At 62.7% G+C, this 13,674-nt stretch carries 13 protein-coding genes; 6 read left to right on the top strand and 7 right to left on the bottom strand.

Features of this window, described 5'->3' with window-relative positions; all coding sequences use genetic code 11:
- The first annotated feature begins 178 nt into the window (after window positions 1-178).
- From FVW20_RS19365 to FVW20_RS19390, 6 genes are all read left to right on the top strand, one after another.
- Window positions 179-1,156: an ABC transporter permease gene (locus FVW20_RS19365; protein WP_012612947.1), complete on the top strand. Its 978-nt coding sequence runs from the start codon at window positions 179-181 to the stop codon at window positions 1,154-1,156.
- A gap of 1 nt (window position 1,157) precedes the next feature.
- Window positions 1,158-2,078: an ABC transporter permease gene (locus tag FVW20_RS19370; RefSeq protein WP_196610852.1), complete on the top strand. Its 921-nt coding sequence runs from the start codon at window positions 1,158-1,160 to the stop codon at window positions 2,076-2,078.
- Window positions 2,079-2,081: 3 nt separating this feature from the next.
- Window positions 2,082-3,083, top strand: a complete 1,002-nt coding sequence (locus tag FVW20_RS19375; protein ID WP_196610853.1) for an ABC transporter ATP-binding protein — start codon at window positions 2,082-2,084, stop codon at window positions 3,081-3,083.
- A 212-nt stretch (window positions 3,084-3,295) separates the two neighbouring features.
- Window positions 3,296-4,315, top strand: a complete 1,020-nt coding sequence (locus FVW20_RS19380; RefSeq protein ID WP_196610854.1) for an ABC transporter ATP-binding protein — start codon at window positions 3,296-3,298, stop codon at window positions 4,313-4,315.
- Between the two features lie 29 nt (window positions 4,316-4,344).
- Entirely contained in the window at window positions 4,345-5,655 is a 1,311-nt protein-coding gene (locus FVW20_RS19385; RefSeq protein ID WP_196610855.1) for an HD domain-containing protein, read from the top strand.
- Window positions 5,656-5,667: 12 nt separating this feature from the next.
- Complete coding sequence (locus tag FVW20_RS19390; RefSeq protein WP_196610856.1) at window positions 5,668-6,198, top strand: hypothetical protein; 531 nt, start codon at window positions 5,668-5,670, stop codon at window positions 6,196-6,198.
- Window positions 6,199-6,312: 114 nt separating this feature from the next.
- Here the strand turns inward: FVW20_RS19390 and FVW20_RS19395 are convergent, their stop codons facing one another.
- The 7 genes from FVW20_RS19395 to FVW20_RS19425 all read right to left on the bottom strand — a co-directional run bounded on the left by FVW20_RS19395 (window position 6,313) and on the right by FVW20_RS19425 (window position 13,582).
- The gene (locus tag FVW20_RS19395) at window positions 6,313-7,530 is read right to left on the bottom strand and encodes a MalY/PatB family protein (RefSeq protein ID WP_196610857.1); all 1,218 of its coding nucleotides are present in this window, start codon (window positions 7,528-7,530) and stop codon (window positions 6,313-6,315) included.
- A gap of 536 nt (window positions 7,531-8,066) precedes the next feature.
- A complete protein-coding gene (locus tag FVW20_RS19400; protein ID WP_196610858.1) occupies window positions 8,067-10,112 on the bottom strand; it encodes a ribonucleoside triphosphate reductase in 2,046 nt (681 codons plus the stop codon).
- A complete protein-coding gene (locus tag FVW20_RS19405; RefSeq protein ID WP_196610859.1) occupies window positions 10,012-10,728 on the bottom strand; it encodes a radical SAM protein in 717 nt (238 codons plus the stop codon). The genes FVW20_RS19400 and FVW20_RS19405 overlap by 101 nt, the downstream gene beginning before the upstream one ends.
- Before the next feature lie 547 nt (window positions 10,729-11,275).
- Window positions 11,276-11,740, bottom strand: a complete 465-nt coding sequence (locus FVW20_RS19410; RefSeq protein WP_196610860.1) for a chemotaxis protein CheX — start codon at window positions 11,738-11,740, stop codon at window positions 11,276-11,278.
- 402 nt (window positions 11,741-12,142) lie between these two features.
- Window positions 12,143-12,427: a tetratricopeptide repeat protein gene (locus FVW20_RS19415; protein ID WP_231039275.1), complete on the bottom strand. Its 285-nt coding sequence runs from the start codon at window positions 12,425-12,427 to the stop codon at window positions 12,143-12,145.
- 239 nt (window positions 12,428-12,666) lie between these two features.
- Window positions 12,667-12,945, bottom strand: coding sequence for a DUF2325 domain-containing protein (locus tag FVW20_RS19420; protein WP_012612934.1), 279 nt, complete (start codon window positions 12,943-12,945; stop codon window positions 12,667-12,669).
- A gap of 442 nt (window positions 12,946-13,387) precedes the next feature.
- Window positions 13,388-13,582, bottom strand: a complete 195-nt coding sequence (locus FVW20_RS19425; protein ID WP_196610862.1) for a ferredoxin — start codon at window positions 13,580-13,582, stop codon at window positions 13,388-13,390.
- Between the last annotated feature and the right edge of the window lie 92 nt (window positions 13,583-13,674).

The raw sequence follows: 13,674 nt of genomic DNA on the forward strand, positions 1-13,674 counted from the left end.
GCAGCGCGCGGGCGCTGCCGCCGTCAGTCCGGCCCCGTTCCGTAGAGTGCGGGGGGAGGGCGCCGTGTGGCGCCCGCATCGAGTGGGCCCGTATCGTGTGGCCCGCATCGTGCGACAGTGACGCGCGGCACGCGGCACCGCGGCAACCAGCAACGCCGTTACCGGCAACGAGACGCACATGTTCGCATTCATCGTCCGCAGGGTGGCGCAAGCCCTGCTGGTCATGTTCATCATCAGCTTCATCGGGTTCGCCATCAAGCAGTCCGTCGGCGACCCCACGCGCGAAATGGTGGGCGTGTCCGTATCCGTCAAGGAACGCGAGGCCCTGCGCGAAAAGCTGGGGCTGAACGACCCGTACCTGGTCCAGTGGGCGCGCTTCACCAAGAACGCCGTGCAGGGCGACCTGGGCACCTCGTACTTCTACCGCAAGCCCGCGCTGGACGTGATTCTGGCGAAAGCCCCCGCCACGCTGGAACTGGTCTTCGTGGCCCAGTGCATCATCGTGCTGATCTCGGTGCCGGTGGGCGTGTATTCCGCCTGCCGTCCGCGCTCGGTGCTGTCGCGCCTGTTCATGGGCATCAGCATCGTGGGGGTTTCGGTGCCGGTGTTCCTGACGGCCATCTTCATGATCTACATCTTTTCGGTGCACCTTGGCTGGCTGCCCTCGTTCGGGCGCGGCAATCCGGTGGAGATATTTCCGGGGTGGACATCGGTGCTGACCACCTGGTCCAACTTCAAGCACATCATCCTGCCCTCCATCGCCCTGTCGTCCATCATGCTGCCGCTGTTCATCCGGCTGATCCGCGCCGAGATGAAGGAGGCGCTGGAAACAGAGTACGTGAAGTTCGCGCGGGCCAAGGGCCTGCCCGAATGGCGCGTGGTGATGGTGCACGCCTTCAAGAACACCCTTCTGCCGGTCATTACCGTGGGCGGCGTGCAGCTTGGCATCATGATCGCCTTCACCATCCTGACCGAGACGGTGTTCCAGTGGCAGGGCATGGGCTTCATGTTCGTGGAAGCCGTGGAGCGCGCCGACACGGCGCTGCTGGTGGCCTACCTGATCTTTGTGGGGGCCATCTTCGTTACCGTGAACACGGTGGTGGACCTTATCTACGGTTTCGTGAATCCCATGGTCCGCATAGCGGGGAGGAAGTAGCATGGCCGGTCTTCTGAAACGTTTCCGCCAGTCGTACTTCCTGTATTCCTTCCTGCGCGACCCGGTGGCGGTGACCAGCTTCGCCCTGTTCGTCATCCTGGCCGCCTCGGCCCTGCTGGCCCCGGTCATTGCCCCGCACAACCCGTTCGACGGCGCCAACATCGACATCATGGACGCGGAAACGCCCCCCCTGTGGAAGGACGGCGGCAATCCGGAATTCCTGCTGGGCACCGACAACCAGGGGCGCGACCTGTTCTCGGCCATTTTGTACGGCATGCGCGTGTCGCTGCTGATCGGGGTGGGGGCCGTGGCCATGCAGGCGTGCATCGGCATCATGGTGGGCCTGCTTTCCGGCTACGGCAGCCGCAGGCTGGACAACATCCTGATGCGCATCGCCGACGTGCAGCTGTCGTTTTCGTCGTACATGGTGGCCATCTTCCTGGGGGCCATCGTGCAGATGACCTTTGGCGTGGGCCGCTACGAGCAGGTGGCCGTGCCCTTCCTGGTGCTGGTCATCGGCCTGGCCGAATGGCCCCAGTACGCGCGCACCGTGCGTGCATCGGTGCTGGCGGAGAAGAAGAAGGAATACGTGGAGGCGGCGCGGGTCATCGGCCTTCGTCCGTTCCGCATCATGTGGCGGCACATCCTGCCCAACACGCTCACCCCGGTGCTGGTCATTTCCACCGTGCAGGTGGCCAACGCCATCATGAGCGAGGCGGCGCTGTCGTTCCTGGGCCTGGGCATGCCGGTGACCAAACCTTCGCTGGGTTCGCTGATCAAGTCGGGCTTCCAGTACTTTTTCAGCGGCAGTTGGTGGATCACGCTGTTTCCCGGCGTGGTGCTGATCCTGCTGGTGCTGTCCATCAACCTGCTTGGCGACTGGCTGCGGGACTTCCTGAATCCCAAGCTGTACAAGGACTAGCCCATGCAACCGCTGCTCGACGTATCCAACCTTACCGTCAAGTTCGCGCTGCGCGACACCGCGCTTACCGCCGTCAACGATGTCTCGTTCACCCTGGGCAGGGGCGAGCGCCTGGGCCTTGTGGGCGAATCGGGCGCGGGCAAGTCCGTCACCGGGTTCTCCATCCTGAACCTGGTGTCCAAGCCCGGCTTCATCGCGGGCGGCTCCGTGCTGTTCGAGGGCAAGGACCTGACCAGGGCCAGCGCGGAAACCCTGCGCGACATCCGCGGCAACAGGATCAGCATGATCTTTCAGGATCCCATGATGACCCTGAACCCGGTGCTGACCGTGGGCACGCAGATGATCGAAACCATCCTTGCCCACAAGAAGGTGACCCGCAAGGAAGCCGAGGCCATTGCCCTGGACAAGCTGCGCAAGGTCTACATTCCCTCGCCGGAACGCCGCCTGACCCAGTATCCGCACGAATTCTCCGGCGGCATGCGCCAGCGCATCGTCATTGCCATCGCGCTCTTGACGTCGCCGTCGCTGATCATCGCCGACGAACCCACCACGGCGCTGGACGTGACCATCCAGGCCGAGATCATGGACCTGCTGCTGGAGCTGTGCCAGTCGGAGGACATGGGCCTCATCCTGATTACCCACGACCTTGGCGTGGTCTCGCAGGTCACCCAGAAGATTGCGGTGATGTACGCGGGCGGCATCGTGGAAATGGGCGATACCGGCATGGTGGTGGGCGAGCCGCTGCACCCTTACACGCGCGGCCTGTTGGGCGCGCTGCCGCAGTGTGCGGACAAGGCCGACTGTGGCCTTGCGGATGTGGCCGCGCCGCGTGCGCGCCGCCGCCTGAACCAGATTCCCGGCAGCATGCCCAGCCTTTCCGACGTGCCGCGCGGCTGTCCGTTCAACAACCGCTGCGAACTGTGCGAAACCGTGTGCACCACCACCCGGCCACTGCTCGAAGTGAAGAGTGATGGTCGGCTGGCTGCTTGCCACATGGTAGCCTAAGGGGCTGTTTCTAAATTGTCTTTTCGCCCGCTGGCTGCGTCAAACTTCGCCTGCCATATCGGTCGAATACGATAAGAGCGCGTTGCGGTCCTCTCCCGTAAGGTTCGCTGACTCACCTAACGGGAGAGGCATACTTCCTCATGGCAGGCTTGTTTTCCTTGCCAACGAACGAAAATCCTAATTTGGAAACAACCCCTGTGGGGGATGCCGATATGACCAACCAGAATACCGCACTGCTTTCGCTGCGCAACGTCGTCAAGCATTTCGACATATCCGGCGGGCTGCTGGACCAGCTGCGATTCTCGGGCGGGCGCATCGTCCGCAAGCACACCGTGGTGCACGCCGTCAACGACGTGAGCTTCGACATCCTGCCCGGCGAGACCCTGAGCGTGGTGGGCGAATCGGGCTGCGGCAAGTCCACCCTGGCGCGCACCGTCATCGGCCTGTACCGGGCCACCGGCGGCGAAATCCTGTACCGGGGCGAGCGCATCGACAACCTGAACGACAACGGCATGCTGCCCTACCGCACCCGCATGCAGATGGTCTTTCAGGATCCCTACGCCTCGCTGAACCCGCGCATGAAGGTGCGCGAGATACTGGAAGAGCCGGTGCGCTTCCACAACCCCGGCATCTCCGACGCCGACGTGCGTTCCCGCGTGGCCGACGTCATGGAACAGGTGGGCGTGAACCCGCTGTGGGGCGTGCGCTACCCGCACGAATTCTCCGGCGGGCAGCGCCAGCGCATCTCCATCGCCCGCGCCCTTGTGGTGGACCCCGAGTTCATCGTGGCGGACGAGCCGATCTCGGCACTGGACGTGTCCATTCAGGCGCAGGTGCTCAACCTGATGATGGACATGCAGGAGAAGCGCAACCTGACCTACCTGTTCATCAGCCACGACCTTTCGGTGGTGGAGCACATCTCCACCCGCGTGGCCGTGATGTATCTGGGCAGCCTGTGCGAACTGGCCAGCGCCGCCGACCTGTTCGGCACCCCCCGCCACCCGTACACCCAGGCCCTGCTGTCGGCCATCCCGCGCATCGGCGGCAAGGCCGCCGGGCACATCAAGCTTTCCGGCGACGTGCCCACGCCCATCAACCTGCCCCCTGGCTGCGTGTTTCATGGCCGCTGCCCGCACGCCAACGCGCGCTGCATGCAGGAGGTGCCAAAGGCCCGCCAGCTTGAAGGCGGCGCGCTGGTGGCCTGCCACGGCGTGGAGGAAGGGCGGATTTAGCTATTGGATGCGGGTGCAGGAGGTGGACCATGCGGGATTGGCGGCAAGATCTTAACGCGAACCGGAAGATACGTGATCCGCTGCATGGGTACGTGTATCTTACGGAAGAAGAACGAAGGATCGTCGATACGCCGATCTTCCAACGCTTGCGCCGAGTGGGTCAGCTGGCGTTGACAAAATACGTATACCCGGCTGCCGAACATTCCCGTTTTGTTCATTCTCTTGGGGCGATGCATTGTGCGACGCAGCTCTTCACGGGCATCATCGGTAATCCGGACAGCGACATCCCTCTTGATCATGTTGACAAGCTTACCAACCTGAAGAGATTGAGATATGCTGCTTTGTTGCATGATATAGGGCACGTGGCCTTCTCCCATGCAGCGGAGGACATGATCCTCACTCCGCTCAAACATGAGCACTTGGGGAGGTACATTATCCAGAACCATGCCCCCATAGCGGAGGTGCTGGATGAGCACGCCCCCCCAGTCATCGGAATTTTGTCTGATCAGTTCCTTGCGAAATACCAGTTGTTACACCAGATTATTTCTGGGCATCTGGATGCGGATCGTGCTGATTATCTGATGCGCGATTCCTACGCGTGCGGGGTGAAGTACGGCGAATACGATGTCGCGCGCTACATGCAAGCATTTGGGGCGACGCGGCAGGATGGCATACTCAAGCTATTCGTCAACGAGCGTGATGTTTTTGTTGTCGAAGCCTTTCTGATGGCTCGGTATCATTACAATATGCAGGTTCCGTATCACCGCACCCGTACAGGATATGATCTTGTCCTGAAACGTTTTTTCAGGGAGTTTCTGCCTACATGGGAAGACGCGCAGCTTGATCTCGACTGGGCGAACGGCGTGTTTACCCGCGTTGATCTGGAAAAATTCGAATGGTTCGATGACTATACGATTTTTGGGCACATCAAGCAGGAAGCGCGTGCAGGAAATCCTTGGGCGAAGATGCTCTTGCGAGGCGGGCACCTTTGCCCCGTGTACGATACGACCAGTACCGTGAACGGGGCCGAAGAGGCGTACAAAGCAGTTCTTGAGCAATTGAGAGCGGCGGGCTTGCGCAAAGATGAAGACTTTTTCCATTGGATGAAAACGGAGCAGGTGTCCAAGCTGGCCGCTTCCGACGACGAGGGGAACGAATTCCGGCTAAATCAGGAAACGATTTATGTTCGGACGAAAGACGCCGGGCTTGTTGACATCATGTCATATTCGACTATTCTTTCCGCCCTTCGCCCGGTGACAATCTACCGGATTTATACTACCGAAACGCACAGGCTCATGGCAGAAGAATTGGTCAGGAAGACCTGCGGAAAAACGTACTAGAAGGAGCAGGATATGGCTGACCTGAATCGGCAGATAGTCTGCGAATTGCTGGACGTCATGCAGGAACACGGCGTGGAGTTGACCAAGATCAACATCCAGAAGACTGCCTACTTCCTGACGGCGTGGGGCGTGTCGCTGGGATTACGGTTCCGTCCCTACACATATGGTCCTTATTCTGGCGAGTTGTCGCGTTGTCTTGAAGATCTTGCCTTCTGGGACAATCTGGCGAAGAAGGGGGATAAGGCATACGAAGTGCTCGAACTCCCTGAACGCCCGGATTTGCGTTTGGATGAGAAGGCGCGCATCAGTGCCTGCGTGACGGCCCTGTACGATGCCATACTTGGCAAGAAAGCGCCGAGCTTCGACGAGATGGAAGTCTACGGTACTGTATTGTACTGCCGAAATGCGCTTAAGGCTGCGGCCGAGGAAGACGTCACCGAGGATGCGATTCTGAAGCAGTTTAAGGCATGGAAAGGCGATGCCTATCCCGACGCTAAGGTGCGCGCTGCCATCCAGAACCTTGAGCGACACTTGGTGGCGTAAAACGCTATTGTGCTCGTGGGGCGAGGATAGAAACAGCAAAATCCTCCGGATGGTTCCGGAGGATTTTGCTGTTTTTGGGCGTGTGTGGGGAAAGGCAGGAGCCGATATCTGGGGCTACCTGCCCAGCACATCCGCCATGCGCTCCAACGCGGTGCGCAGCAGCGCGCGCGGGCAGCCCAGGTTCAGGCGCAGCCAGCCTTCGCCTTCCGGGCCGAAGCTGGAACCGGGGCTGGGCACCACGCCCGCATCAAAGCGCACCCGGTGCAGCAGGTCGGCCTCCGCAAGGCCCAGCGGGCGAAAGTCCACCCACGAAAGGTACGTGCCCTGCGGCTGCATGACGCGGACGGCGGGCAGGCGCTGCCCCAGCACGTCGCGCACCAGCGCGGCGTTGCCCGCGACGTAGGCCATCAGCGCGTCCAGCCACGGGCCACCATGGCGGCAGGCGGCCTCCGTGGTGGCCAGTCCGAACATGTTGGGGTGGCGGATGCCGAGGCCGGTCAGTTCCGCGCGAAAGGTGCGGCGCAGGGTGTCGTCCTCTATGACCACGTGGGCCAGCCCCGCGCCGGGCACGTTGAACGCCTTGGCGGCGGACACGGCGGTGATGGTGCGCTCGGCCACTTCCGGAGCCAGGCTGGCCAGCACGGTGTGCGCGTGGCCGGGCAGCAGCAGGTCGTGGTGAATTTCATCGCTGACCATGAGCGTGCCGTGCTTCAGGCACAGTTCGGCCACGCGGGTCAGTTCCGCGCGGGTCCACACCCTGCCGCCGGGGTTGTGCGGGCTGCACAGCAGCAGCACCCTGGCCCCGCGCCCGCCGTCGGCAAGGGCCGTATCCAGTGCGTCGAAATCCATTTCGTGGAAGGGGTTGCCCCCGGCATCCGTGGCAAGGACCAGCGGATTGGCCAGCACCCGGCAGCCCGCATCCTGCACCGCCGCGCGGAAGGGCGGGTAGATGGGCGTCTGGATGACCACGCCGTCGCCGGGCCGGGTGAACAGGCGCACCGACAGGCACAGCGAGGCCACCACTGTGGGCAGGGGCAGCAGGTGGCGGGGGTTCACGGTCCAGCCGTGGCGGGTGGCCAGCCAATGGGACACGGCCTCGCGGCAGGCGGTGCCTTCCGCCGGGTAGCCGAACACGCCAAGGTCGGCCAGCCGGGCCACGGCATCGCGCACCGCCGGGGGCGAGGGAAAGTCCATGTCGGCCACCCACAAGGGGATGGCGGTGGCTGCTTCATCCGGCGAAAGGTTGAACATGCGCCCCATGTCGTCCCATTTCAGGCTGCCGGTGTTGTGTCTGTCAGGGGCATGGTCGAAGTCGAAGCTGTGGTCGGGCATGGCGATGGGTGACGCGGTCGTCGGGTTTGGTAAGCCAGTGGGGGGGAAGAGGGCGTGCCGCCACGGTACGCGCACGCTGCAGGCAGGATCCGCGCTTTGCGGTCGCCATCCGCGCGCTGCGGCCCCTATCCGTAAGGTTCGCAAGCTCACCTAACGGCTAGGGCAAGATTCGCGCATGCGCTTATCTAACGGCTGCCGCCTTTTGCCGCCGGGCGGCGTTGGCGTGCGCTTTTCGGTGCTCATGTACCTCAGTACACTGCGCGCGAAAAGCGCACGCCGCCTTGCCCGGCGGGCAAAACTCGTAATCCCTGGTATTGCGCACGACCAGCCACCCGCGACGGGAGACCGTCGCGGGGCATAAGGAGGGGGATTTCATGGAAAGAAAGCACCCCAGGCAGGTTGGCGCAATGTGCCAAAAGAAAAACCGCCTGCATGGCGGCGGAACCCACCCCCTATCGAAAAGTTTGGGGGGATGGGGGTACGGGGGAAGGCGACCCTCTTCAAAGGGTCCCTTCCCCCGATAGCTATTCTAGCCTTTAAAACCCGTTGTAGCAGACGCGGTCGTCGTATTCGACCTGCTTGCCCTTGTTCCACTGGGACACTGGGCGGTAGTAGCCCACGATGCGGGTGTACACTTCCGTGGCCTGGCCGCAGTCGGGGCACTGGTGATGTTCGCCCTGCAGGTACCCGTGGTCCTTGCACACCGAGAAGGTGGGGGTGACGGACAGGTACGGCAGGCGCGTCTGGGTGAAGGCCTTGATGATGAATTTCTTCAGGGCCTCGGTGTCGGCCACGGATTCGCCGAGGTAGGTGTGGAACACCGAACCGCCGGTGTACAGCGGTTGCAGCTTGTTCTGGTGGTCCAGCGCGGCGAACACGTCTTCGGTCATGCCCACGGGCAGGGCGGTGGAGTTGGTGTAGTACGGGGTGCCGTTGCCCGAGGCCTTGATTTCGGAATAGAGCGACTTGTCGATCTTGGCCAGGCGGTAGCTGGTGCCTTCGGCGGGAGTGGCTTCCAGATTGTACAGGGTGCCGGTTTCTTCCTGGAAGCGCGCGGTCAGGTTGCGCAGGTGGTTCAGGGTGCGCTGCATCAGCCGTACGCCCGCCTCGGTTTCGATGCCCTTGCCCAGCAGGTTCTGGCAGGCTTCGTGCCCGCCCACCAGCCCGATGGTGGAAAAGTGCCCGGCAAAGCCGTTCTTGAGGTACCGGCGCGACCACGGGAACATGCCGCGTTCAAGGTTGGCGGTGACCAGCTTGCGCTTGAATTCCAGCGAATCGCGGGCCAGTTCCGCGTATTCGGTCACCATGTCCAGAAAGTCTTCTTCGCCCTGGGCGAGATAGGCGAGCTTGGGCAGGTTCAGGGTGACCACCCCGATGGACCCGGTCAGGTCGCCCGCGCCGAACAGCCCCCCCACCTTGTTGCGCAACTGCCGCAGGTCCATCTGCAACCGGCAGCACATGGAGCGCACGTCTTCGGGGTTGAGGTTGGAATTGATGAAGTTCTGGAAGTAGGGCGCGCCGTACTTGGCGGTAAGCTTCAGCAGCAGGTCGCCGATCTCCGAATCCCACGGGAAGTCCTTGGTGACGTTGTACGTGGGAATGGGAAAGGAGAAGATGCGGCCATGGAAATCGCCGTCCAGCATCACTTCCAGGAAGGCGCGGTTCAGCATTTCCATTTCCGGCGCGTATTCGCCGTAGACCGAATCCTTGTATTCGCCGCCGATGATGATGGGTTCGGTGGCGATGTGCCTGGGCGGCACGAGGTCGAAGGTCAGGTTGGTGAACGGGCTCTGGCCGCCCCAGCGCGAGGTGGTGTTCAGGTTGAACACGAACTTCTGCATGGCCTGGCGCACCTGCTTGTAGGTCAGGCCGTCATTGCGCACGAAGGGGGCAAGGTAGGTGTCCACGTTGTTGAAGGCCTGGGCGCCCGCCCATTCATTCTGCAACGTGCCGAGAAAGTTGATCATCTGGCCCATGGCGGTGTCCAGATGCTTGGCTGGCCCGGCGCTGGACCGGTTCTCGAGGTTGAACCCTTCCAGCAGCAGGTCGCGCAGGCTCCAGCCCGCGCAGTACCCGGCAAGGCCGAAGGACAGGTCGTGGATGTGGAAGTAGCCGTGGTCGTGGGCCTGGCGCACTTCCTCGGGGTACTTCTCCAGCGCGTACTTGGCCTGCAAGGTGCCGGAAAGGTGCAGCATGAGGCCCTGGAACGAGTGCGTCATGTTGGCGTTCTCGTTCACGCGCCAGTCGGCCTTGGTGAGGTAGTTGTCGATGGTCTCGGAAATGTCGAGGAAGGCGGCCTTCTGCTCGCGCAGGGTGCGGCGCGTTTCGCGGTAGATGATGTACCGCTTGGCCACCGCGTACAGGCGCGATTCCATCAGCACCTGTTCCACGGTGTCCTGCACCTGTTCCTGCTCGGGAATCTCGCAGTCCGCGAGCTTCAGCTCCACCCTGTGGGCGATGCGCCGGGAGAGCAGCGGGTCCTTAATGCCGTTGGCTTTCAGGGCCTTCAGGATGGCTTCCGCGATGCGGTCCGTGGACCACGTCTCCAGCCGTCCGTCGCGTTTCAGAATCTGCTTCGGCATGCTTCCTCCGGGGGGGCACGTAATCCTGTATCTTCAGGTCGAATCCGGCGGGAAGCTGGCTGCGGGCCGCTTCCACGTCGTCATCGGAAAGCACGGGAACGCGGGTGAGGCGGAACATGAACGCATCGGGCTGCGCCTGGGCCAGCGCAAAGATGCGCGAAAGCGCGGCGCGGGCCTCGTCCGGGCTGGTGGTGCCGCCGGACAGGCGCGGGTAGAGGGCAAAAGGCCCTTTGACGTCGATGGAGAAGGCATCGGCCAGGCCGTCACGCAGCAAGAGTTCCACCACGTCGGGCCGCAGGCCGTTGCTGTCCACCTTCACGGGCAGGCCGAAACGGCGCAGGCCACGCAGCATGTCCGCGAAGCCTTCGACCATGGTCGCTTCCCCCCCGGTCACGACCACCCCGTCCAGCCAGTGGCGGCGGGCTTCGATGTAGGATTCGATGGCGGCGCGGGAGAGCAGGGGCAGGGTGTCGGCATGCCAGGCCAGCTGCCAGTTGTGACAGGTGGGGCAGCGCATGTTGCAGCCGCCCAGAAAGATGACGCAACTGCTGTAGCCGGGCCAGTCGCAGAGGCTCAGGCGTTCGAAGCCATGCACGTGGTTCCATGCGGAGGACATGACGGGAAGTATCCTTGTCCGGGCGGCGGGATCCCGGAATCGAAGAGCCCTTGGCGGCGCCTTGCGGCAGGTGCGTTGCAGTGCTCCGCGCCGTCAAGAAAGTGTCTAGTGAATTTTTAACCCGGCGGGTTAGTTCGAGCCGAAGCCTACTGCACCCCTATTTTTTTGTATAGTGGGGTGTTTTGGAAAAGCCAGTCCTTAACCTGTTAGGGGGTGGAATACCGGGCTATTTTTTCCCGGTTTTCCGCTTTCGGCAGGGGCTGTCAGGGTCTTCGTCGTGGTCTTTTCACAGGTTGCGTGCGCCGCTGTCCACATGGTGAGCGGGGTTGCCTGTTGCTTGTGCACGGCAGTATATGCAGATTGATTGATTTTAAATTATTACAACTATTTTTAGTGTGGGTTTGGCGTTGAGAAAAAACATGTGCCGCCGGGGTTCCGGCGGCACGAAGCACAACATGGCAGCGGGGTGTGGATACGCAGGCAGTGGAAAACTCTCGTGCGTTCCCGCACGGACGCCGACGGCGCCGCTACGGGGGAGCAGGGCGGCCTATTCGAAGCAGAATTCCACGGTGAAGTCGCCGTGGGGGGTGCCGAAGGGAATGGCGATGATGGGCGCCTTGGTGATGTGGCTGATGGTATGCCCGTCGCCCATGATGACCGAAGGGGTGGCCCCCTGGAAGGTCATGCCCATTTCGGCAAGGCCCGCGCGCGCCTGGCCGGAGATCATGTTGGTCACTTCGCCCACGGCGTCCTTGATGTCCTGGACGATGTCCTGGATGTCGTCGCCCAGCATGGCCTTTACCAGGGCGATGGCGCACTTCTTGGTGAAGGTCACCGAGATGGTGCCGTTCTTGTACCCGGTAATGCCGATGACGGCCGACACATCGCCCTTGGCCACATTGTTCTTCTTCACGTAGGGCGGCCCTGCCGTGGGGGTGATGCCCGCCATGGTGGACAGCACGTTGATGGTGGCCGCGACGAAGGGTTTTGCGACTTCGATGCCGCTGCTCATGGTATGGCTCCTTGGCGGTAGGCGTGCCTTCTTCCCGCGATGTGGCGGGGGGCTGAGGCGTACTGCACAGCCTACTGGAAACGGGCGGGGGCCGTCCAGTGTCAAGGCGCTCGTTTCACGCAAATGGCCGGGAAACGCGGCTCCCGGCGTGGAGAAGGGATGGAGACTGCGTAGACGCGGTGTGACACTGCATGCGGATGGCGTAGCGCATGCACGGAACATGCATCGTGCGGGAGGTGAAGCAGAGCCCTGCTCACAGGTGCTCCAGCGTCATGCGGAGTTGGTGCGGAAGGCGCGCAACATGGTGCAGGAACATCCGGTGGGCGTGGCAAGATGCTGTGCCGCACCCCGCCGCATCAGGCAGGCGGGGGCAGAGTCCGGGCGGAAGTCGGCCCGTTGCGGCTAATGCTGGACGCAGGTTGCGACTTCCGCCTTGGCGGCGTCCAGGTTGCCCGCGATGGCGGTGTACACGCGGTGCTGCGTGCCCACCTTGGCTTCCAGGTGGGCCAGGGCGGCGGAAAAATGGGCCACGGCTTCGTCGGTGCGCCCACGAAGCCGGCAAACCAGCCCGAGATTGTTGCGGATCTTGGCTTCGAACCCGGAAAGCCCAAGGGTCATGGCCTGGCGCAAAGCCTGCGAGAGCAGAAAGTCCGCGTTGGCGAGGTTGCCTTCCGAAAGGGCCTGCATGCCCTGCCTGTTCAAAGCGCCGATCCGGCTTGCTGCGCACATGGTCTTTGTCCTTGGTCCAGAAAGGTGATGTGATGGCCGCGCGGGGATTTCCCCGTTCAGGGGCGGCGTCGGCAGGGCCTCTTGCGCCGTCGCGGACCCCGGCTCGAAGCGTGTGCGGCAGCGCCGGGCGGGGCGCGTCCGCCAGCCTTGGGGTGAGGCCGGGGTTCCGCGACGGAGGCGTCGTCGTGCCGGAAATTCTAGTTGGTGGTATCCAGGGCCTGGCGCAGCGTGGAAACGCCGCAGCTGTGCAGCATCTGCACGGGAATGCTGTTGGCCTTGGCGTGCTGCACCACCTCGCGCTTGGCAGCGTGCGAGATCTTGTTGGTGAACACGATGACCAGGTCCGCCTGGCCAAGCTTGTCTGCGATGCGGTTCTCCTTGCCCGTGAACACCTTCAGGTCCACGCCGCTGGCGAGGGCTGCATTGATGTAGTCGCGCTTCAGTCTGTCCATTCCGCCGATGAGTGCTGCGCACATGTGAGGCTCCTTCCGACGAGTCTCGCGTCGTTTTGTCCCGTTTAATGAAAACGATTTTCATTGTCAACTACAGGGCGTGATTTTTTGCGCTACCCTACGGGAGTGGGGGGCGTTTTCCCGTTGATCCGGCGGGATATGGGTGCAGAAATTGCTGGAGCTTGGCGCTGCTGCCCGAACTAGCCTGTCGGCAGGGACCGCAAGTCTGCGGCGCATGAGGCGAACGGGCGGTTTCGCGCGATGCTGCGTGTCCGACGTGTGACCGGAAAGCATGCGGGCCGCGCGTCCTGGCAAGAACGCGCGGCCCGCGTGGAACGTGGCGAAACGGGCGGGAAAGGGGCTGCCCCATGGCACATGCCGGGCGAACTGGTCGGGGGAGTCGGACGGGGGGCCGATTGGGGACTCGCCCGACGGCGCGGGACAGGTTGGCTTTAGGGACGCGGGGCTATTCCTCGCGCCACTCGATACATTCCACCGGGCAGGTGGAGATGGCGTCTTCCACGCATTCCGCGGTGGTATTGAGGTCGATGACCTCCGCATATTCGCCCGCACTGGACATTCTGAACGCCTCGGGGCAAAGTTCGACGCACGATTCGCACGCCATGCATTCGTCCTGATCGAGGTACAGATACTTCGCCATGGTGGCCTCCTTGGGCTGTTTGCTTCATGGCATAGCATGGCCGCAGCGTCGAGCACAACGGGCGGGACGCACGGCGTCCAGCCTAGCGGAGG

It is taken from the genome of Nitratidesulfovibrio oxamicus, from assembly GCF_015731765.1.
Lineage (GTDB): Bacteria > Desulfobacterota > Desulfovibrionia > Desulfovibrionales > Desulfovibrionaceae > Cupidesulfovibrio > Cupidesulfovibrio oxamicus.

Bases quoted from the DNA above. Each gene is read 5' to 3' on its own strand.
- FVW20_RS19415 (WP_231039275.1), bottom strand. From the start codon at position 12,427: ATGCAGGCCCTTTCGGAAGGCAACCTCGCCAACGCGGACTTTCTGCTC.
- FVW20_RS19380 (WP_196610854.1), top strand. From the start codon at position 3,296: ATGACCAACCAGAATACCGCACTGCTTTCGCTGCGCAACGTCGTCAAG.
- FVW20_RS19425 (WP_196610862.1), bottom strand. From the start codon at position 13,582: ATGGCGAAGTATCTGTACCTCGATCAGGACGAATGCATGGCGTGCGAA.
- FVW20_RS19365 (WP_012612947.1), top strand. From the start codon at position 179: ATGTTCGCATTCATCGTCCGCAGGGTGGCGCAAGCCCTGCTGGTCATG.
- FVW20_RS19400 (WP_196610858.1), bottom strand. From the start codon at position 10,112: ATGCCGAAGCAGATTCTGAAACGCGACGGACGGCTGGAGACGTGGTCC.
- FVW20_RS19385 (WP_196610855.1), top strand. From the start codon at position 4,345: ATGCGGGATTGGCGGCAAGATCTTAACGCGAACCGGAAGATACGTGAT.
- FVW20_RS19370 (WP_196610852.1), top strand. From the start codon at position 1,158: ATGGCCGGTCTTCTGAAACGTTTCCGCCAGTCGTACTTCCTGTATTCC.
- FVW20_RS19420 (WP_012612934.1), bottom strand. From the start codon at position 12,945: ATGTGCGCAGCACTCATCGGCGGAATGGACAGACTGAAGCGCGACTAC.
- FVW20_RS19410 (WP_196610860.1), bottom strand. From the start codon at position 11,740: ATGAGCAGCGGCATCGAAGTCGCAAAACCCTTCGTCGCGGCCACCATC.
- FVW20_RS19395 (WP_196610857.1), bottom strand. From the start codon at position 7,530: ATGCCCGACCACAGCTTCGACTTCGACCATGCCCCTGACAGACACAAC.
- FVW20_RS19405 (WP_196610859.1), bottom strand. From the start codon at position 10,728: ATGTCCTCCGCATGGAACCACGTGCATGGCTTCGAACGCCTGAGCCTC.
- FVW20_RS19390 (WP_196610856.1), top strand. From the start codon at position 5,668: ATGGCTGACCTGAATCGGCAGATAGTCTGCGAATTGCTGGACGTCATG.
- FVW20_RS19375 (WP_196610853.1), top strand. From the start codon at position 2,082: ATGCAACCGCTGCTCGACGTATCCAACCTTACCGTCAAGTTCGCGCTG.